The sequence below is a fragment of the Rhodoferax ferrireducens genome, from assembly GCF_031458075.1.
GTDB lineage: Bacteria > Pseudomonadota > Gammaproteobacteria > Burkholderiales > Burkholderiaceae_C > Rhodoferax_B > Rhodoferax_B ferrireducens_A.
In genome coordinates this window covers 1,307,935-1,326,521 of the sequence record NZ_JAVDXT010000002.1, presented here as the reverse complement: position 1 = coordinate 1,326,521, position 18,587 = coordinate 1,307,935, and the positions used below count along the sequence as shown (strand labels likewise).

General features: G+C 61.0%; 17 protein-coding genes and 1 tRNA gene. 8 read left to right on the top strand and 10 right to left on the bottom strand.

The genetic code is table 11. From position 1 onward, the window contains the following. The first annotated feature begins 7 nt into the window (after positions 1-7). Genes dapD through prmB form a run of 4 tightly spaced genes read left to right on the top strand, consistent with a single transcriptional unit; the run spans position 8 to position 4,088 of the window. Positions 8-832 (top strand): 2,3,4,5-tetrahydropyridine-2,6-dicarboxylate N-succinyltransferase, encoded by an 825-nt coding sequence (gene dapD / locus J2X19_RS15170; protein ID WP_310374381.1) that lies wholly within the window; start codon positions 8-10, stop codon positions 830-832. A gap of 45 nt (positions 833-877) precedes the next feature. Beyond that, positions 878-2,032 carry a PilT/PilU family type 4a pilus ATPase gene (locus J2X19_RS15165; protein WP_116608555.1) on the top strand — a complete coding sequence of 385 codons (1,155 nt, stop codon included), beginning with the start codon at positions 878-880 and terminating at the stop codon, positions 2,030-2,032. Further along, on the top strand, positions 2,032-3,225 hold the full coding sequence (gene dapE / locus J2X19_RS15160; protein WP_310374378.1) for a succinyl-diaminopimelate desuccinylase: 1,194 nt from the start codon (positions 2,032-2,034) through the stop codon (positions 3,223-3,225). Before J2X19_RS15165 ends, dapE begins: the two co-directional genes overlap by 1 nt. Beyond that, complete coding sequence (prmB, locus tag J2X19_RS15155; RefSeq protein ID WP_310374376.1) at positions 3,222-4,088, top strand: 50S ribosomal protein L3 N(5)-glutamine methyltransferase; 867 nt, start codon at positions 3,222-3,224, stop codon at positions 4,086-4,088. The genes dapE and prmB overlap by 4 nt, the downstream gene beginning before the upstream one ends. A 7-nt stretch (positions 4,089-4,095) precedes the next feature. Here the strand turns inward: prmB and gnd are convergent, their stop codons facing one another. Then, complete coding sequence (gnd, locus tag J2X19_RS15150; RefSeq protein WP_310374374.1) at positions 4,096-5,520, bottom strand: decarboxylating NADP(+)-dependent phosphogluconate dehydrogenase; 1,425 nt, start codon at positions 5,518-5,520, stop codon at positions 4,096-4,098. Positions 5,521-5,857: 337 nt separating this feature from the next. Between gnd and J2X19_RS15145 the strand changes: the two genes are divergently transcribed. Beyond that, positions 5,858-7,804 (top strand): ABC-F family ATP-binding cassette domain-containing protein, encoded by a 1,947-nt coding sequence (locus J2X19_RS15145; protein WP_116608558.1) that lies wholly within the window; start codon positions 5,858-5,860, stop codon positions 7,802-7,804. Positions 7,805-7,855: 51 nt separating this feature from the next. After that, positions 7,856-8,104, top strand: a complete 249-nt coding sequence (locus J2X19_RS15140) for a GlsB/YeaQ/YmgE family stress response membrane protein (RefSeq protein WP_116608559.1) — start codon at positions 7,856-7,858, stop codon at positions 8,102-8,104. A gap of 87 nt (positions 8,105-8,191) precedes the next feature. Here J2X19_RS15140 and J2X19_RS15135 read toward each other — a convergent pair whose 3' ends face one another. From J2X19_RS15135 to J2X19_RS15100, 8 genes are all read right to left on the bottom strand, one after another. Then, on the bottom strand, positions 8,192-9,088 hold the full coding sequence (locus J2X19_RS15135; protein ID WP_310374369.1) for a polysaccharide deacetylase family protein: 897 nt from the start codon (positions 9,086-9,088) through the stop codon (positions 8,192-8,194). Between the two features lie 65 nt (positions 9,089-9,153). Continuing rightward, a tRNA-Lys gene (locus J2X19_RS15130) sits at positions 9,154-9,229 on the bottom strand. A 36-nt stretch (positions 9,230-9,265) separates the two neighbouring features. Next, positions 9,266-10,072 carry a tRNA threonylcarbamoyladenosine dehydratase gene (locus J2X19_RS15125; RefSeq protein WP_310374368.1) on the bottom strand — a complete coding sequence of 269 codons (807 nt, stop codon included), beginning with the start codon at positions 10,070-10,072 and terminating at the stop codon, positions 9,266-9,268. A gap of 70 nt (positions 10,073-10,142) precedes the next feature. Beyond that, positions 10,143-10,919 carry a tol-pal system protein YbgF gene (gene ybgF / locus J2X19_RS15120; RefSeq protein ID WP_310374366.1) on the bottom strand — a complete coding sequence of 259 codons (777 nt, stop codon included), beginning with the start codon at positions 10,917-10,919 and terminating at the stop codon, positions 10,143-10,145. Beyond that, positions 10,916-11,458, bottom strand: coding sequence for a peptidoglycan-associated lipoprotein Pal (gene pal / locus J2X19_RS15115; RefSeq protein ID WP_116608571.1), 543 nt, complete (start codon positions 11,456-11,458; stop codon positions 10,916-10,918). Before pal ends, ybgF begins: the two co-directional genes overlap by 4 nt. A gap of 29 nt (positions 11,459-11,487) precedes the next feature. Then, positions 11,488-12,741: a Tol-Pal system beta propeller repeat protein TolB gene (tolB, locus tag J2X19_RS15110; protein WP_310374362.1), complete on the bottom strand. Its 1,254-nt coding sequence runs from the start codon at positions 12,739-12,741 to the stop codon at positions 11,488-11,490. A 67-nt stretch (positions 12,742-12,808) separates the two neighbouring features. Next, positions 12,809-13,657, bottom strand: coding sequence for a glycosyltransferase (locus J2X19_RS15105; protein WP_310374360.1), 849 nt, complete (start codon positions 13,655-13,657; stop codon positions 12,809-12,811). Further along, entirely contained in the window at positions 13,657-14,421 is a 765-nt protein-coding gene (locus J2X19_RS15100; protein ID WP_116608574.1) for a glycosyltransferase family 2 protein, read from the bottom strand. Before J2X19_RS15100 ends, J2X19_RS15105 begins: the two co-directional genes overlap by 1 nt. 257 nt (positions 14,422-14,678) lie before the next feature. Here J2X19_RS15100 and msbA point away from each other — a divergent pair, with 257 nt between their 5' ends. Next, complete coding sequence (msbA, locus tag J2X19_RS15095) at positions 14,679-16,451, top strand: lipid A export permease/ATP-binding protein MsbA (RefSeq protein WP_310374358.1); 1,773 nt, start codon at positions 14,679-14,681, stop codon at positions 16,449-16,451. A gap of 42 nt (positions 16,452-16,493) precedes the next feature. After that, on the top strand, positions 16,494-17,564 hold the full coding sequence (locus tag J2X19_RS15090; RefSeq protein WP_310374356.1) for a glycosyltransferase family 9 protein: 1,071 nt from the start codon (positions 16,494-16,496) through the stop codon (positions 17,562-17,564). On the opposite strand, the gene J2X19_RS15085 is transcribed toward J2X19_RS15090, so the two are convergent. Beyond that, on the bottom strand, positions 17,556-18,569 hold the full coding sequence (locus J2X19_RS15085) for a hypothetical protein (protein ID WP_310374353.1): 1,014 nt from the start codon (positions 18,567-18,569) through the stop codon (positions 17,556-17,558). The genes J2X19_RS15090 and J2X19_RS15085 overlap by 9 nt on opposite strands. Between the last annotated feature and the right edge of the window lie 18 nt (positions 18,570-18,587).

The window sequence follows — 18,587 nt, the reverse complement described above, 5'->3', positions numbered from 1 at the left end:
GAACAACATGACACAACAACTCCAAGCCACCATCGACGCCGCCTGGGAAGACCGCGCGAATCTGTCGCCCACCGCCGCCTCGGCCGAAGTGCGTGACGCCGTCGCCCATGTCGTCAACGAGCTGAACAACGGCCACCTGCGCGTCGCCACCCGCGAAGCCGTCGGCCAATGGACGGTGCACCAGTGGATCAAGAAGGCCGTGCTGCTGTCGTTCCGCCTGAAGGACAACGAAATCATCAAGGCCGGCGACCTGGGCTTCTACGACAAGGTGCCGACCAAGTTCGCCCACCTGAGCGCGGATGAGATGAAGGCCACCGGCGTGCGCGTCGTGCCACCGGCCGTGGCCCGCCATGGCAGCTACATCGCCAAGGGCGCAGTGCTGATGCCGTCCTACGTGAACATCGGCGCCTACGTGGGCGAGAACACCATGGTCGACACCTGGGCCACCGTCGGTTCCTGCGCGCAGATCGGCAAGAACGTGCACCTGAGCGGCGGCGTCGGCATCGGCGGCGTGCTGGAGCCCCTGCAGGCCGGCCCGACCATCATCGAAGACAACTGCTTTGTCGGCGCACGCTCCGAAGTGGTCGAAGGCGTGGTCGTGGAAGAAAACTCGGTCATCTCCATGGGCGTGTACATCGGCCAAAGCACTCCGATCTACGACCGTGCCACCGATACCGTGACCTATGGCCGCATCCCTTCGGGCTCGGTGGTCATCAGCGGCACCCTGCCCAAAGACGGCGGCAAGTACAGCCTGTACGCGGCCATCATCGTCAAGCGCGTCGATGCGCAAACCCGCTCCAAGACCAGCCTGAACGACCTGTTGCGCGACTGATCCCTACCGCGCGGCGTTTTGGCAAACACGACACAAAGGTAATCGATGAGCACCATGGAACGCATCCTGCGCTTGATGCAGGAAAAACACGCCTCCGATGTCTACCTGTCGGCCAATTCGCCCGCGCTGATACGCATCAACGGCCAGTGCGTGCCGATCAACAGCCAGATGCTGCAGGCCGACGCGCCACGCAGCCTGCTGGCCGAGGTGGTGACGCCGGACCGCATCCAGGAGCTGGAAAAAACCGGCGAACTGAACATGGCCGTGTCCCTGGCCGGCGTCGGCCGGTTCCGGGTCAGCGCCATGCGCCAGCGCGGCAGCTACTCTGTGGTGCTGCGCTACATCAATGTGGAAGTGCCGCTGCTGGCCAACCTGCGGGTGCCCGAGGTGCTGGGCGAGCTGGTGCTGCAAAAGCGCGGCCTGATCCTGATGGTGGGTTCGACCGGCGCCGGCAAGACCACCACCCAGGCAGCGATGATCGACCACCGCAACCAGCGCATGGGCGGCCACATCCTGACCATCGAAGACCCGATCGAGTACCTGTACAAGAACAAGCGCTCGGTGATCAACCAGCGCGAGATCGGCTCCGACACCGTGTCGCTGGAAGTGGCGCTGAAGAACGCGCTGCGCCAGGCACCCGACGTGATCCTGATCGGCGAAATCCGCGACCGCGAAACCATGTCGGCCGCGATTGCCTACGCCCAGACCGGCCATTTGTGCATGGCCACCTTGCACGCCAACAACAGCTACCAGGCGCTGAACCGCATCGTCAACTTCTACCCGGTGGAAGTGCGTGCCACCATGCTGGCCGATTTATCGGTGGCGCTGAACGCCATCGTCTCGCAGCGCCTGCTGCGCACACCGGCCGGCGAACGTGTGCCGGCCGTGGAGATCATGCTGAACACCTTGCTGGTGGCCGACATGATAGAGAAGGGCGACATCGGCGGCGTCAAGGAGGCCATGGAGAAATCCATCGCCGATGGCTCGCAGACCTTTGAAGGCGATATTGCCCGCCTGATCACCGAAGGCATCATCGACCGCAAGGAAGGCCTGGCCCATGCCGACTCGTCCACCAATCTGATGTGGCGGCTGCAGAACGACTTTGCCCGGGCTGGCCAGAAGAACGACGGCGAAATCCAGCAAGCCGCGGCCGACGACGAGCCCTCCTTTACCGAAATCACCCTGGACGTACGTACCTGATGTCCCACACCCTGTACCTGGCTGAGCAACTGATTGCCCAGCCGTCCGTCACGCCCGATGACGCGCAATGCCAGGCCCTGGTCCAGGCCCGCCTGGCGCCGCTGGGCTTTGAGTTTGAAACCATCGCCAGCGGCCCGGACAACTTCCGCGTCACCAACCTGTGGGCTGTGCGCCGCAGCACTTTCAAGGGTTTTAGGCCGGTAGCGCAGGCAGAATCTGCACCAGCAGCTAGCAAACTCATAGCATTCGCCGGCCACACCGATGTGGTGCCGACTGGCCCGCTGGCGCAATGGACCAGCGACCCGTTCACCCCCACGCACCGCGACGGCAAACTGTTCGGCCGCGGCGCCAGCGACATGAAGACCTCGATCGCAGCCTTTGTGGTGGCGGTGGAAGAGTATGTTGCGGCCCAGCCCGACACCCCGCTGTCCATCGCCCTGCTGCTGACCAGCGACGAAGAAGGCCCGTCGGTCGACGGCACGGTGGTGGTCTGCAAGCTGCTGCAGGAACGCGGCGAACGCATCGACTACTGCATCGTCGGCGAGCCCACCTCGGTGGAACGCACTGGCGACATGGTGAAGAACGGCCGCCGTGGCAGCATGAGCGGCAAGCTGACCATCCGCGGTGTGCAAGGCCACATCGCCTACCCGCAGTTGGCCAAGAACCCCATCCACATGGCCATGCCGGCGCTGGCCGAGCTGGTGGCCATAGAGTGGGATGCGGGCAATGCCTTCTTCCAGCCGACCAGCTGGCAGATGAGCAATATCCACGCTGGCACCGGCGCCAACAATGTGATCCCGGGCACCGTGGTGGTGGACTTCAACTTCCGCTTCTGTACCGAATCCACGCCCGACGGTCTGCAAAAACGCGTCCACGAAGTGCTGGACCGCCACGGCCTGGGCTACGACATCCAATGGACCGTCGGCGGCCTGCCGTTCCTGACCACGCCCGGTACCCTGGTCGAAGCAGTGCGCAAAGCGATCCATGCCGAAACCGGGCTGGACACCGAGCTGTCCACCACCGGCGGCACCAGCGACGCGCGCTTCATCGCCCAGATCTGCCCGCAGGTCATCGAATGCGGCCCGCCCAATGCCAGCATCCACAAGATCGACGAACACATTGCCGTGGCCGACATCGAGCCACTGAAGAACATCTACCGCCGTACGCTGGAAAACCTGGCCAGCCATCCATGACCATTCTCGAACTGATAGAACAATCCGCCGCTCGGCTGGAGGCCGCCGGCGTGTCCTACGGCCACGGCACGACCAATGCCTTTGACGAAGCCGCCTGGCTGGTACTGTGGCGCCTGGGCCTGCCGGTGGACGACCTGGATTCTGTAGAGAATCAGCCTGTAGCGCAGGAAAAACAAGCGCTGGTAGCTACACTTTTGGAAGCACGCATCGCCAGCCGCAAACCGGCGGCTTACCTCACGCAAGAGGCCTGGCTGCAAGGCGTGCCGTTTTACGTGGACGAGCGCGCCATCGTGCCGCGCAGCTTCATCGCCGAGCTGCTGGTCGACGGTGGCATCGACTACTGGCTACGCGAGGAAACCAGCACCGTACTCGACCTGTGCACCGGCAACGGCAGCCTGGCCGTGCTGGCCGCCATGGTCTATCCCGACGTGCAGGTGACTGGCGCCGACATCAGCCCCGACGCGCTGGCCGTGGCCCGCATCAATGTGGACAAGCACGGCTTGCAGCAACGCATCCAGCTGGTCGAGTCCGATGGCCTGGCCCAGTTGGCCGGTCCGTTCGACCTGATCCTGTGCAACCCGCCCTACGTCAACAGCCAGAGCATGGCGGCCCTGCCGGCCGAGTACCAGGCGGAGCCGGTGCTGGCTCTGGCCGGCGGCACAGATGGCATGGACTTCATCCGCAAGCTGCTGCAAGACGCCGCCGCCAAGATGTCGGCCGACGCCGTGCTGGTGCTGGAGATCGGCAACGAGCGCGCATACTTCGAAGCCGCGTTCCCGGCACTCGAAGTGGTGTGGCTGGAAACCAGCGCCGGCGAAGACCAGGTGTTGCTGGTGACGCGCGAGGCGCTGGACGCCCTCTAAGCCGGACTTAGCCGATCACTTCCGGCCACTCTGTGTGGAAGAACTGGCCTTCCGGTTTGTCGGTGCGCTCGTAGGTGTGGGCGCCAAAGAAGTCCCGCTGCGCCTGCAGCAGATTCGCCGACAGACGGTGCGAGCGGTAGCTGTCGTAGTACGACAGTGAGGAACTGAAGGCCGGCACCGGGATGCCGTGGCCGACCGCCAAGGCCACCACTTCGCGCCAGTTCTGCTGTGCGTTGTTCAACACGTCCTTGAAGAACGGTGCCAGCATCAGGTTCACCAGCGCCGGGTCGGTGCGGTAGGCATCGGTGATGTGGTTCAGGAAACGCGCGCGGATGATGCAGCCGCCGCGCCAGATCGAAGCGATGCCGCCAAAGTCCAGGTTCCATTGTTTCTTCTCGCCCATAGTCTTGATCAGGTCGAAACCTTGGGTATAGCTGATCACCTTGGAGGCATACAGCGCGTCGTGCACCTTGGCGACCAGGTTCTTCTTGGCGGCGCTCAGGTCGGCCACGGGGCCTTGCAGATGCTCGCTGGCCGCCACGCGCTGCTTCTTCTGCGACGACAGCACACGGGCTTCCACGGCGGCGTTGATGGTGCCGATGACCACCGCGTTCTCGGCCGCGTTGAGCTGCGTCCACTGGCCCGTGCCTTTCTGGCCGGCCTTGTCGAGGATCAGGTCCACCAGCGGCTGGCCGGTTTCCGGGTCTCTTTGCTCCAGCGCTTTGCCGGTGATCTGGATCAGGTAACTTTGCAGCGCGCCTTCGTTCCACTCGTTGAAGATGGCGGCCATCTCATCGGTTGTGAAGCCAGCCGCCTTGAACAGGCTATAGGCCTCGCAGATCAGCTGCATATCGCCGTATTCGATGCCGTTGTGGATCATCTTCACATAATGGCCCGCGCCGCCGGGGCCGATATGGACCACGCAGGGCTGGCCGTCGACCTTGGCGGCGATGCTCTCGAAAATCGGCTTCATCACCTCCCAGGTAGAGGCCGGGCCGCCGGGCATGATAGCCGGGCCCTTGCGTGCGCCCTCCTCGCCGCCCGACACGCCGGCGCCGATGAAGCGTAGGCCCTTGTCGGCCAGGTAGGCGTCGCGGCGCTCGGTATCGGTGTACAGGCTGTTGCCGCCGTCGATGATGATGTCGTCCTGGTCCAGCAAGGGAATCAGCTGTTCGATCACCTGGTCCACCGGCGCGCCGGCCTTGACCATGATCTGGATCTTGCGCGGCGAAGCCAGGCTTTGCACAAAGGCTTCCAGCGTGTCGCAGCCAACCAGCTGTTTGCCGGGGTTGGCGGCAATGAACTCGTTGGTCTTGTCCACGGTGCGGTTGTACACGCTGACCTGGAAGCCGCGGCTTTCCACGTTCAGCACCAGGTTCTGGCCCATCACGGCCAGGCCAATCAATCCGAAATCGCTTTTCTTGCTGTTCATGAGCATGCTCTGTTGGGAGTAGGAGCGCTCGAAGCGCCCAGATGGAATTCAGAACTGCATTTTTACAGGGCTACGGGTTGGACGCACGGACGATAGAAAATACACACCAAATAGGCCTCCCGCGTATATTTCAATTGCGCAAGTAGCTATAAATTAAATAGCAAACATGCAGCCTGACCACCACACTGCATGGTCAAGCCGTTACGGGTTTTCCCAGGTACAGGCCCAAGCCACTTAAAATCAACGCCATGCCGTCCCCGCACCCTGCGGCGGCTCAGGCCTTGTCCTCGCGGATTTCCTCTTATCTTCTCCGGCTGCCTTGGGCAGCCACCTTGCCATGATCACCCTTAAAAACGTCGTTCTTCGCCGTAGCGCCAAAGTATTGCTCGACAGCGCCAACGTCACCATCAACCCCGGCGAAAAGGTCGGCCTGGTGGGCCGCAACGGTGCAGGCAAGTCCACCTTGTTCGCACTGCTGAACGGCACGCTGCACGAGGACGGCGGCGACTTCTACGTACCGCCGCAATGGCGTCTGGCCCAGGTGGCACAGGACATGCCGGAAACCGACCAAAGCGCCACCGACTTCGTGATCGAGGGCGACACCAATCTGCTGGCCGCCCAGCAAGAAGTCAATGCCGCCGAGGCCACCGACGACGGCGAACGCATGGCGAATGCCTATATGGCGCTGTTCGATGCGGGTTCGGGCGACGCCCAGGCCCGTGCCCAGGCGCTGATCCTCGGGCTGGGCTTCAAGACCACCGAACTCGACAACCCGGTGAACAGCTTCTCCGGCGGCTGGCGCATGCGTCTGCAGCTGGCGCGCGCGCTGATGTGCCCGTCGGACCTGATGCTGCTGGACGAGCCGACCAACCACTTGGACTTGGACGCCTTGGTCTGGCTGGAAGCCTGGCTGAAACGCTACACCGGCACCATGCTGGTCATCAGCCATGACCGCGAATTCCTGGACGCCATCACCGACGTGACCGTGCATATCGAAACCGCCAAGCTGAACCGCTATGGCGGCAACTACAGCAAGTTCGAAGACATGCGCGCCGAGAAGATGGAGCAGCAATCGGCCTCCTTTGCCAAGCAGCAGGACAAGATCGCCCATCTGCAGAAGTTCATCTCGCGCTTCAAGGCCCAGGCCAGCAAGGCCAAGCAGGCGCAGAGCCGGGTCAAGGCGCTGGACCGCATGGAAAAGATCGCGCCGTTGCTGGCCGAGGCCGAATTCACCTTCGAATTCAAGGAGCCAGCGAATCTGCCCAACCCTATGCTGTCGATGTCCGATGCCACCTTTGGCTACCCGCCGCCCGAAGGCGCGCCCGAAGGAACCGGCCCGACAGTCATCGTGCAAAAGGTCAATAAATCGGTGCTGGCCGGCCAGCGCATCGGCATTCTGGGCGCCAACGGCCAGGGCAAATCGACATTGGTGAAAACCGTGGCCCGTGCGCTCACCCCGATCCACGGCGAAATCCTCGAAGGCAAGGGCCTGAACATCGGCTACTTCGCCCAGCAGGAACTCGACGTGCTGCGCCCGGCCGACACCCCGCTGGAGCACATGATCCACCTGGTGAAGGAAACCACGGCCGCCGGCAAACTGGCCGGCCAGGGCACGCGCGAGCAGGATCTGCGTAGCTTCCTAGGTACCTTCAATTTCAGCGGCGACATGGTCAAGCAGGCCGTGGGCAGCATGAGTGGCGGCGAAAAAGCCCGCCTGGTTTTGTGCATGATCGTCTGGCAGCGCCCGAATCTGCTGCTGCTGGATGAGCCGACCAACCATTTGGATTTGGCGACCCGCGAAGCGCTGGCCATGGCACTGAACGAGTTTGAAGGCACGGTGATGCTGGTCAGCCACGACCGGGCCTTGCTGCGCTCGGTCTGCGACGAGTTCTGGATGGTCTCGCGCGGCGGCGTCGAGCCGTTCGACGGCGACCTGGACGACTACCAGCGTTACCTGCTGGACGAAGCCAAGCGCATGCGTGAAGCCGCCAAAGAGGCCGGCAAAACCGCCGCTGCAGCACCGGCGCCCGTGGTGGTGGCGGCTGCCCCCGTCATCAACACCAAAGCTATTCAGCGCGACCTGGACAAGATCGACACCGAGATGGCGGCCATGCAGCTGGAAAAAGACGGGCTGGAGCAAAAACTGGCCGACGCCAAGAACCCCCACGAAATCGGCCAAGCGGGCAAGCGACTGAAGAAGGTCAACGCCGACATGGCGGCGCTGGAAGAGCGCTGGATGGCTTTGTCCGAACAGCTGGAATCCGCCGGCGCCATGGCCAGTTAAGCCAAGCCGGGTACATTGGAGCCTCGGCTTTATTTTGTATAGGGAGTTTCTATGTTCTCTTTGATCGGTACGGTGATTGTGGGCTTGGTTGTGGGTTTGATTGCCCGCGCCATCAAACCGGGTGACGACAAGCTGGGTCTCATCATGACGTCCATTCTCGGCATTGCCGGCTCGTTCATTGCCAGCTTCGTCGGCGAAAAAATGGGCTGGTACCCACCCGGCGCACCGGCTGGATGGATTGCCTCCGTCGTTGGCGCCATCGTGCTGCTGGTGATCTACGGCATGGTCAGCAAAAAGTAATAGCACTTCCGGGAGCAATGTACAAAGGGCTTGCGCCACACGACGTAAGCCCTTTTCTTTTGCCCCCGTTTGTATCAAATGCAGCGGCTAAGCCTGCGGCAAGCCATCCATCGCGCCGGCAATCGCACCCGGTGTGGTGAACCAGATATCGCTGCGGTGGTTCGCAATATGCTGCAGCGCCCGGCGCAGATGCCGCAAGCGGTACGGCTGGCCAACGATGTAGGGGTGCAGCGCGATACCCATCACCAGCGACTGGCTCTGCGACTGCAGCAGCATCTCGTCGAAATTGTCGATGAGCATCTGGGCGAAGTCTTTGGCATCGAGCTGGCGGCCCATGATCATCGGAATGTCGTTCAACTCTTGCGGGTACGGGATGGACCAGATCGGGCCGCTGCGCGTCTGCATCGCCACCGGCTGGTCGTCATGGCACCAGTTCAAGCTGTAGCGGTAGCCGGCTTCGCGCAGCAGGTCCGGGGTCAGCGCGGTCTCCGCAATCCAGGGTGATAGCCAGCCGGTAGGTGCCACACCGCTGTGTTGCAGCATCAACGCCCGACAGGACTGCAGTAAATCCCGTTCGGTCGCCTCGTCCATGCCGTTCTGGCGCTCGGCATTGGTGTGGCCATGGCCAATCAGCTCGTCACCACGGGCCACGCAGGCGGCAATTACCTCGGGGCAATGTTCGTATAAAGCCGTGTTGATCAAGGTGCCGGCCGGCAGATTCAACGCATCAAACAGTTCCAGGCAGCGCCATACGCCGACCCGGTTGCCGTATTCACGCCAGGCATAGTTCAGCACATCTGGCTGGGGCGACACCGGCCCCAGGTTCGCCCCCAGGCCTTCGCCAAACGCGAAATGCTCGATGTTGAAACCCAGGTACACCGCCAGCCGCGCACCATTCGGCCAGCGGAAATCGGACCGCTGGTGGATGGCCGAATATGGGAAGCGGTCGTGGTGGGGAAGCGTGGTGTAGCGTTGGACGGGCATGCGTACTCCCTGGGCTAAAAACCAAAAAGCCCGCTATCTTTTGAATAGCGGGCTTTTCTTAATTTTGGTGGGACGTGCGGGGGTCGAACCCACGACAAACGGATTAAAAGTCCGCTGCTCTACCAACTGAGCTAACGTCCCGGCTTTTGTGTTTTCACACTGCAGCGCAGCCTTAAATTATAGCGTGGTTTTCAAGCTCTTTTCAACCGCCGACGCCAATTTATCCAAAACCCACCCGGCTGCGCACTGGCCGAAAGTGGCCGTCACGCTGACCACCGAGCCGTAGCCATGGCAGTTCAGGCTGCCGTCACCCTCCACCGCACACGAGGCGTCGGGCGGCATCACGGCTTCGCGGCTGAAGACACAGGCCACGCTGATTTTTTTACCTTCGCGCGGTGCGCCGTGCTCCTTGCGCAAGCGGTAGCGCAACTGGGCCAGCAGCGGATCATGGGTCGTGAGTGACAGGTCGTCGATATCGACTTTGTGGGCATGGCGCTTGCCGCCGGCTGCACCCACGGTAATGAAGCAACTACGGGTCTGGCGGGCCCAGGCGGCCATGGCGGTTTTGGCTGGCACCTGGTCGCAGGCATCCACCACCGCATCGGCATCCGCAGGCAACAGCTGCAGCCAGTTGCCGGGCTCGACAAATTCGTCGATGCAATCGACGACACAAGCAGGATTGATCTGCGCGATGCGCTCGCGCATGGCCACAATCTTGGCCTGGCCGACGGTGGACTCCAGCGCGTGGATCTGGCGGTTGATGTTGGACTCAGACACGTGGTCCATATCGATCAGCGTCAAGCGCCCCACCCCGCTGCGGGCCAGGGCTTCGACCGTCCACGAGCCGACGCCGCCGATACCCACAACCACCACGTGCGCTGCACGGATGCGCGCGGCGCCGGCCACACCATACAGGCGCTCCAGCCCGCCAAAGCGCCGCGCCAGATCGGCTGGCGCGGCTGTGTCTACAGTTGGATTATGCACAAAATAGCCTTCTAGCGCTTATATAATCAGCGTAAGCAGCTACGATAAAAATAGCAAATATAGTATCTGCTTACTTGAGCTTGCTCAGGCGGTCCTTGGCTGCGGATGCGGCTTCAGACTGCGGATAGGCCTTGACCAGGTCTTCCAAGGTCTTGCGGGCCGCCTTGCTGTCCTTCAGCTCCATCTGGCAATTGGCAATCGACAAGGCAGCCTCTGGCGCCCGCGGATGGTCTGCCGCCGACGTCAGCATGGTGCGGAAGTTGGTCACCGCGCCCTTGTAGTCTTTGTTGGCGTATTGGGCATTGCCCAGCCAGAACAAGGCCGAAGGACCATAGCCACTTTGCGGGTAGCGCTTGGTGAAGGCCGTAAACGCGTTTTGCGCAGCCACAAAGTCGCCGCTACGGAACACCGCCAAAGCCGCATCGAATTCGCGCACTTCCGCGGGGTCGGCGGTGAACTCTTTGCCGTCTACCGAGACTTTGCTGGGTTCAAATTTGCGCAAGCGCTCATCCACCCCTTGCGCCTGGTCCTTCAGGCGGCGCTGCACCTCGGCGACATCGCGGGCCAACTGTTCGTCCTGGCCGCGTTGCCGGGCCATGTCATTGCGCAGGTTTTCAATCTGGCTTTGCAGATCGAGCAGGCTGCGGCGCAGCTGGCTGTTTTCCTCAGATGCTCTCCTGGCATCCTCCGCCGCCTTTTGGGAAATCATGTCGACTTTGGCGCGCAAATCCAAAATGGCTTTGCGGGCTTCGTCGTCCTCGAACAAAGCGGCGTGGGCACTGCCGGCAAGCAGCATCCAGCAGCCCAACGCCACGGCGGCCAGACGCGGTGCAGGGCTGCGGCTCATCGGTAGCTGATCTCGGCGCGGCGGTTCTTGGCCATGGCCGCCTCATCGCTGCCTTGCACGGCCGGCTTTTCCTTGCCGAAGCTGACGGCTTCGAGCTGGCTATCGGCAACACCCAACAGACCCAAGGCGCGGCGCACCGACTCGGAACGCTTTTGGCCCAGCGCCAGGTTGTATTCACGGCCACCGCGCTCGTCGGTATGACCTTCGACCACGGCACGGCGGGTCTTGTCGGCTTTCAGGTAGCGGGCATTGGTTTCGATGATGGCCTGGTCGCTAGGCATTACGGCATAGCTGTCGAAATCGAAGTACACGATACGGCCGCTGGCAGGGCCGGTGGCTACCGAGCTGGAACCCGACAAATCTACCGGCGTCACGCCGCTTTGGGTGGCACCCGATGCATTGCCACTTTGGGCGCCTGCGCCCGATGGGGTTACGCCGGCGCCGCTCTTGTCTACAACTGGCACATCGTCCAGCTTGACTCCCGACGCACAACCCGCCAACACGGCGGTCAACGACAGCGCCCAGATCATATTTTTCATGTTCAAACTCCTGGTTAATGAATAAGGATTTATGGTTTCTGAAACGGACCCCAGTCCGGTTCACGTATATCGCCGGCCTGCCCTGCGAGGCGGGCCTTGATCTTGCCGTCCAACGTGGTGGTCATCAAAGCCTCGCGGCCTTGTTGCTGGGTCGCATAAACCAACAAGCGGCTGTTTGGGGCAAAGCTGGGACTCTCGTCGGCGCTGGTATCGGTGATGCTGGTCACGGTGGAGGTGCTGAGTTCCATCACCTGCAACTTGAACGCGCCGCCGATGCGGGAAATGTAGGCTAGCCAGCGGCCATCCGGGCTGATGCTGGGCGAGATGTTGTAACTGCCGGTAAAGGTAACGCGCTCTGGATTGCCGCCGCTGCTGGGCATGCGGTAGATCTGCGGTGCACCGCCACGGTCGCTGACGAAGTAAATGTATTTGCCGTCGGCCGAATACCGGGGCTCGGTGTCGATACCGCTCGACTGTGTGAGCCGTCGCGGCTCACCGCCGTTGGTGGCGTCAATCGTGTAGAGCTGAGAACCGCCGTCGCGGCTCAAGGTCATGGCCAAGGTGCGGCCATCTGGCGACCAGGCGGGGGCACTGTTGGAGCCCTTGAAGTTGGCGATCAAGCGGCGCTTGCCGCTGGATACGTCGTGCACGTAGATCACCGGTTTGCGCGCTTCGAAGGACACGTAGGCCAGCTGTGCACCGTTGGGCGACCAGGCCGGGGAAATGATGGACTCGGGGCTGGCCAGCGCAGTCTGGCTGTTCTCGCCATCGGCATCGGCAACCCACAGCGTATGGCGGGTACCTGCCTTGGTGACGTAGGCGATGCGGGTCGAAAAAATGCCTTTGTCGCCCGTCAGCTTTTCATAAATGAAGTCGGCGATGCGATGGGCCGCCAGGCGCAAATCCCCTTGAGGAACGGTAAAGCTCTGGCCGCCCAGGTCTTGTACGCGCACCACGTCCCAAAGGCGAAAACGCACGTCGTAGCGGCCATCCGCCAGCCGGGTCACGCTGCCAGTCACCAGGGAGTCGGCGGTTTTTTGCCGCCACAAGGCCACGTCGGGCCGAGCCGTTTCGTCCAGCGCCACACCGCTGGCATCGATGGCCCGGAACTGCCCGCTGCGCTCCAGATCGGCCTGCACAATCGCGCCAATCTTTTGCGGCGATTGCTCGTCGCCACGGAAGCTGGCCACGGCAATCGGCAGCTGGGTCAGGCCGATGCCCGAAACCTCCACCCGAAACTGGGCCAAGGCAGGCGCTGCGGCCACCGCAGCCACAAGCCCCATCACACCCATTACCTGGCGTCTGTGCCAATGCAAACCCAAATTCTTCACAAATCTTCTCCCATGCTATTTAGTTGATACGGGTGACCTGCACCCCTTGGCGGTCTGCCAGTTGGTCCAGCCCCACATCGGCCTTTACCTGTGCGCCCTGCATGCGCGCCAGCACACGCTGGCGGTTGATACTCTCCTGGTCTCTGGCGTTCTCCCGGTGCCACAAGTGGTAGACCTCGGTGCCCCAGAAACCATTTTTTCGTTGCATGCCATGGTGGTGCAAACGCAGCACCAGGTCGGCATCCTCATGGCCCCAGCCATTGAAGCTTTCATCGAAACCGTTGACAGCCCGGAAGTCCTTGCTCCACACAGCGAAATTACAGCTGCGGATGCCCTTCCAGCGGAACTCGGTCGAGGTCCTGAACGGAGCCGAAGGCCAGTGCAGCAGGTGCAGCAACTTATTGCTTTCACCGCTCCAGCGCATGCGCACCCAGTCTACCGCGCCGAGTTGGAGCAGATCCAAGGCGTTTTGTTCCACAAGGCGGGTCACATTTTCATTCAGCAGCACCCGGCTGCCATTCACGAATGCCCCGGTTTGGGCCAGCAGCAGATGCTGGGCGATGAATGCAGCATTGGGTACGCAGTCACCATCCAGAAAAATCAGATAGTCGGCATCGCTCTGCGCTGCAGCCAGATTGCGCGCGCGCGCCGCGGTAAAGCCGACATCAGGATGCCATACGTGGTGCACCGGGCAGGCAAAGCTGGGCATGCCTAGTCGCATGGCGTCCACTTGCTCGGGGCGGGAACCATCGTCGGCGATCCACACCGAATGGCCTGGTCCGCACTGGCTTGCCAAGGAACGCAGCACGGCCAGCAGTGCATTCGCACGGTTGTAGGTCAGCACGACCAGCGCTATCTTTAATGCCATCAGGCAGGCTCTTTCTCATCCACCGGACGCTGCAGCAACCACAGCTTCAAATAGCGGTAATAGGTGCCTTCGGCATTCGAAATCGCCAATACCAAGCCCATGCGTCCATCCAGAAAGCCACGGCGGACGACGTAGGTACGGAAGAATGCCCAGAAGCCATGCAGCAAAGCCTTACCCAGCGAGGCTGACTTACCCTTGTTGGCCAAAGCCTGTGCGCCGGCTGTGGAGTAGCGGTTGACCTTGTCGAGTACCGACTCCAGGTTGCGAAAGCTCAGGTGCGCCATCGGGCCTTGCAACGCCCCAATCGGCAAGCTGGTGCGCAGCGACTCGTGCACCAGGTCGTCAGAAAACCGTGCTGCGCCACGCTGAAACAAGCGCACGACGGGGTCCGGATACCAGCCTGAGTGGTTCATGGTCTGGCCGCAGTAACTGGAGCGCCGGTTCAGCGCATACACCTTATGGGTGGGGGACGCCATAGTGGCCATGATTTCATCCCGCAAAACAGGCCCAATGCGCTCATCGGCATCAATCGACAAAATCCAGTCCTGCGTCGCCATATCCACCGCGCGGTTCTTCTGCCGCCCAAAACCAGGCCAATCTGGTGTCTGCAGAATTTTGGCCCCAAACGACTGGGCGATCTGCAAGGTGCCATCGGTGCTACCGCTGTCCACCACGACCAGCTCATCGGCGAAGGCGACCGACTCCAGGCAGGGTGCCAAATTCAGGGCTTCGTTCTTGGTAATGATGACAACAGACAAACCCATCAGAGAGCGCCGCCTGCAAGTGGAGTGAGCGAATGAAGTTCAAACATAGGCTGGCGATTATGAAGGCAAGCGCAAGCAGTCAGCGCCCAGCCCAGCCCCACCGCGGGACGGCTTGTGAAAAGCTGGATAATCCCGACTCTTTGAAAAGTTCCGAAGCCTTCGTTGAAAACCGTGTGGTCTGTTTGCGTTAACGCCCACCGCCTTTGTTACTTGCAACTGCCGCTCCAGCCATCACCTATTACCCAGGCAGTCACACCATGAACACCGAGACTCACCCCAGCCTGGTTAACCTGCTGCGGAAAAGCGTTAGCCGGCTATCGCCTTATTTCTTCAAAGGCCGTCGCTCGGCGTGGCTGGTTGTCATCCTGGCCACCATCATCGGCGCCGCTACCGAGCCCTTGGTACCCGCCATGCTCAAGCCCTTGCTCGACAATGGCTTTCAAAAGGGCGCTCTGAATCCCTGGCTCGTCCCCATCGCATTGATTGCCGTGTTCGGCCTGCGGGGCCTGAGCAGCTTCTTGGGGGATGTGGCCATGGCCAAAATTACCCAGGATGGCCTCGATACGCTGCGCACCGCCATGTTTGGCCGTTTGTTGGACGCGCAAAGTGCGCTGTTCTCCCAGAGAAATGCCAGTTCGCTGTCCAACACCATCGTCTATGAAGTGCAGAACGGCGCCATTTTGCTCGTCACCTCGGTGATGGGCTTTGCCAAAGACGCCATGGTTCTGGTCGCTCTGGTGGCCTATCTGCTGTATCTGAACTGGCAGTTGACGCTGATTCTGGTGGTCCTATTCCCGTCTGTGGCATTTGTGACGCGTACGCTGTCGCGCCGGCTGTACCAGATTGCCAAAAGCAGCCAAGGGGCAACCGATGGGCTCGCCTATGTGGTGGAAGAGAACGTGTTGGCCTACCGGGTAGTGCGATTGCATGCCGCGCAGGGCGCGCAGGCCAAGCGCTTCGGCCAGCTCAGCCAGGGCTTGCGCCGGCTGGCCATGAAGTCGGCCACAGCCTCGGCGGCGGTAACGCCCATGACCCACATGATGTCGGCGATTGCATTGTCCAGTGTGATTTGCGTAGCGCTGCTGCAAGGCTCCAGCGAAGTCAGCGCGGGGGAATTCGCGTCGTATATCACCGCCATGCTGATGCTGATCGCCCCGGTCAAACGGCTTTCAGACATCGCCAGCCCGGTGACCCGCGGACTCGCGGCCATGGAACGGGCCCTCGACCTGATTGAAAAAACGCCCATGGAGCCGAGTGGCAACTTCGTCCTCGCACGGGCGAAGGGACGGATCGAATTCCAAGCCGTGACCGTACGTTACCGAGACGACGAAACCCGTTCAGCCTTGAACCAGGTCTCACTGAACGTTGCGCCGGGTGAAGTGGTGGCATTGGTAGGGCCTTCAGGCTCCGGCAAGACATCGCTGGTCAATTTGCTACCGCGGTTTGTATCTGCCCAAACGGGCAACGTATTGGTCGATGGCCACAACATCAACGACTGGCAGCTCAAGGCTTTGCGCAACCAGTTTGCCATCGTCAACCAGGATGTGGTGATGTTCAACGACACCCTGGCCGCCAACGTTGCGCTAGGTGACACACCCGACCGGGCGCGGGTCGAAGCCTGCTTGCGGGCTGCGAACCTGGGCGGGTTTCTGGACGATGCGCCGCAAGGCATTGACACCATGACGGGCCACAATGCGGCCGAGCTATCGGGCGGCCAGCGCCAACGCCTGGCCATCGCCCGTGCGCTGTACAAAGATGCGCCGATACTGATTCTGGATGAAGCCACCTCAGCCCTCGACACGGAGTCAGAACGCCTGGTACAGGAAGCCTTGCAACGCCTGATGACGGGTCGTACCACACTGATCATTGCGCACCGCCTATCCACCATCGAACATGCGGATCGGGTAGCCGTGCTCGACCAGGGCGAAATCATCGAGATCGGCACCCACGCCGAGCTGATTACCCGAGCCGGACTTTACGCGCGCTTACATGCGCTGCAATTTGGCACACAGCCCGCATTGGCGGCCTGACGCGAAACGCCGTCTCATCCATCGCAGAAGACGCACCTTTTTGTGAAAAAAATACTGGTGATTGCCACCCGGCAAATTGGTGATGTGCTGCTAACCACGCCGCTGATCCGGGCAGCACGCCAACAATGGCCTGAAGCGCAGATCGACGTTATCGGCCTGGCCGGTACCTTGGGCATGCTGAAAGGCAACCCGGACATCCACTCGCTCATCACAACCCACCCTACCAAAGGTTGGCGCGATACGCTGGAAGTGCTGCGCACCATATGGAAGCGTTACGACCTGGCACTCGTCACCCAGCCTAGCGACCGGGCGCATCTGATTGGCTGGGCCGCAAGCCGGCATCACCGCAGCGGCATCATCCCCGCCAAAAACTCCAGCAACTGGTGGAAGAAGCGCATCCTGAGCCACGTGGTCGTCAGTGATGGAGACGAAGGCGCACAGCACGTCGTCATGGAAAAAATGGCTTTGCTGGCCCCCTGGCACACTGCTGCAGTCAAAGATACCAGGGTGCAGGCCCCGCCAGTCCAAGCACTCCCACCCCAACTCGATACATTGGTTACACCCCAAGCCATCGTCGTCCACGCTCCGTCGATGTGGCCGTATAAGCAGTGGCCGATAGCGCATTTTCGACAACTGCTGGAGCAGTTGATCGAGGCAGGCCACCAGGTGGTACTGACCGGCAGCGCCAGTTCCGTGGACCAGGACTGCATCCAACAACTACGTGATGTCGCGCCCTCACCGCGGCTGATTGACTCCAGTGGTCAGCTCAACTTCAACCAGTTGGTCTGCTTGTTTCAGAGGGCACAGCTGTATATCGGCCCCGACACTTCCGTGACGCACCTGGCCGCCGCCAGTGGTATCCGCGTACTCACGCTGTTTGGCCCCACCAATCCGGTCCGCTGGGGCCCATGGCCCAGCACACCCGATACTCGCCAATCTTATATCCCGCAAGCTCCAGAGCAGAAGGTGCACAACATCACGCTATTGCAAGGAACGATGGCCTGCGTGCCGTGCAGCAAAGCTGGATGCGAAAACCATACCCAAAGCCGCAGCGACTGTCTCAGCGAAATGCTGCCTGGCCGGGTGTATCAAATGGTGCAGAACCTACTCTAAAAATGCAGCCACTATCTGCTTATCGAAATTGGCTGGCTCCTGCATGATTGCGGTGCGGTAGGCCAGAAAATCATTCTGGCTTTCGACTGTTGCATCGAAAATGCGCTGCACCTCGCGCCCAAAGTTCGCCACAAAATCAGGCGCCAATGGATCAAGCTTGTAGCGTATATCCATAGGTATATCCACACTATTAGCAGCCGAACCATATAGTCCCGTTATCGCGCAACAGCCATGCAACACAGCCTCGCGCGGGAGACGGTCTTTGCCAGGATGGTGGCCAAAATCCATATAGATTTTTCCACTCAGAAAGTGGTCCGCCAGTTGCTGTCGGTTGTAACCCGTTAACGGCATGAAATCCCAGGCAGGAAAAGCGGCCCGGAGCTGGGCTGTAATCGCCGCCCCCTTGTGGGGGTTGTAAAAAATACGGTTGATACGTTGCGCTTGTGCCAAGCGTTCAGGAAGCGATGCCAAGTACGCAGCTTCGGTATAGACGGGTATCGGATCCGACAACGACAAAGCCTCAATGCCATGCTCCTGTAGGAACAAGCTGGCGTAGTGGCTTTGCGCAAAATGCGGCAAGCCACGAAGAGCATCCAGTCCCCGCCACGGAATGCGCCCTTTGATCTGATTCTTGAGATAGCGTAATTTGTCGCGCAAAGGGTTCTGGTAACGCACGCACGTAAAATTGTTCACGGACATCCACCAGATGGCGGCTTGGGCAGCACAGGTCTTCAGCGCCAATTTGGTAAATATCTCAGGGAATAAAATCAGGTTACCAGGCTGGTCTTGGTATTGTTGTACGGGTGCGTTGTACTTTTTATAAGCCTGAGGAGTGGTAAAAGTTTGATCAAACGGGTGATATACCATCGCGGCGGGTTGACCTAACGCGTTCATGCGCTCGACCAGCTGGTGCAGCGCCTCCGGGCCTGCTGTCATTGCGTTACCTGGGCATACCACAAGCACTTTTTGATACCGATTTTTTTGCATATATTTTTGTTTGTTCATGCCCACTAGTGCCCTTCG

Bases quoted from the DNA above. Each gene is read 5' to 3' on its own strand.
- prmB (WP_310374376.1), top strand. From the start codon at position 3,222: ATGACCATTCTCGAACTGATAGAACAATCCGCCGCTCGGCTGGAGGCC.
- J2X19_RS15135 (WP_310374369.1), bottom strand. From the start codon at position 9,088: ATGCCCGTCCAACGCTACACCACGCTTCCCCACCACGACCGCTTCCCA.
- msbA (WP_310374358.1), top strand. From the start codon at position 14,679: ATGAACACCGAGACTCACCCCAGCCTGGTTAACCTGCTGCGGAAAAGC.
- gnd (WP_310374374.1), bottom strand. From the start codon at position 5,520: ATGAACAGCAAGAAAAGCGATTTCGGATTGATTGGCCTGGCCGTGATG.
- tolB (WP_310374362.1), bottom strand. From the start codon at position 12,741: ATGGGGCTTGTGGCTGCGGTGGCCGCAGCGCCTGCCTTGGCCCAGTTT.
- J2X19_RS15140 (WP_116608559.1), top strand. From the start codon at position 7,856: ATGTTCTCTTTGATCGGTACGGTGATTGTGGGCTTGGTTGTGGGTTTG.
- dapE (WP_310374378.1), top strand. From the start codon at position 2,032: ATGTCCCACACCCTGTACCTGGCTGAGCAACTGATTGCCCAGCCGTCC.
- J2X19_RS15145 (WP_116608558.1), top strand. From the start codon at position 5,858: ATGATCACCCTTAAAAACGTCGTTCTTCGCCGTAGCGCCAAAGTATTG.
- ybgF (WP_310374366.1), bottom strand. From the start codon at position 10,919: ATGAGCCGCAGCCCTGCACCGCGTCTGGCCGCCGTGGCGTTGGGCTGC.
- J2X19_RS15165 (WP_116608555.1), top strand. From the start codon at position 878: ATGAGCACCATGGAACGCATCCTGCGCTTGATGCAGGAAAAACACGCC.
- dapD (WP_310374381.1), top strand. From the start codon at position 8: ATGACACAACAACTCCAAGCCACCATCGACGCCGCCTGGGAAGACCGC.
- J2X19_RS15085 (WP_310374353.1), bottom strand. From the start codon at position 18,569: ATGAACAAACAAAAATATATGCAAAAAAATCGGTATCAAAAAGTGCTT.
- J2X19_RS15105 (WP_310374360.1), bottom strand. From the start codon at position 13,657: ATGGCATTAAAGATAGCGCTGGTCGTGCTGACCTACAACCGTGCGAAT.
- pal (WP_116608571.1), bottom strand. From the start codon at position 11,458: ATGAAAAATATGATCTGGGCGCTGTCGTTGACCGCCGTGTTGGCGGGT.
- J2X19_RS15100 (WP_116608574.1), bottom strand. From the start codon at position 14,421: ATGGGTTTGTCTGTTGTCATCATTACCAAGAACGAAGCCCTGAATTTG.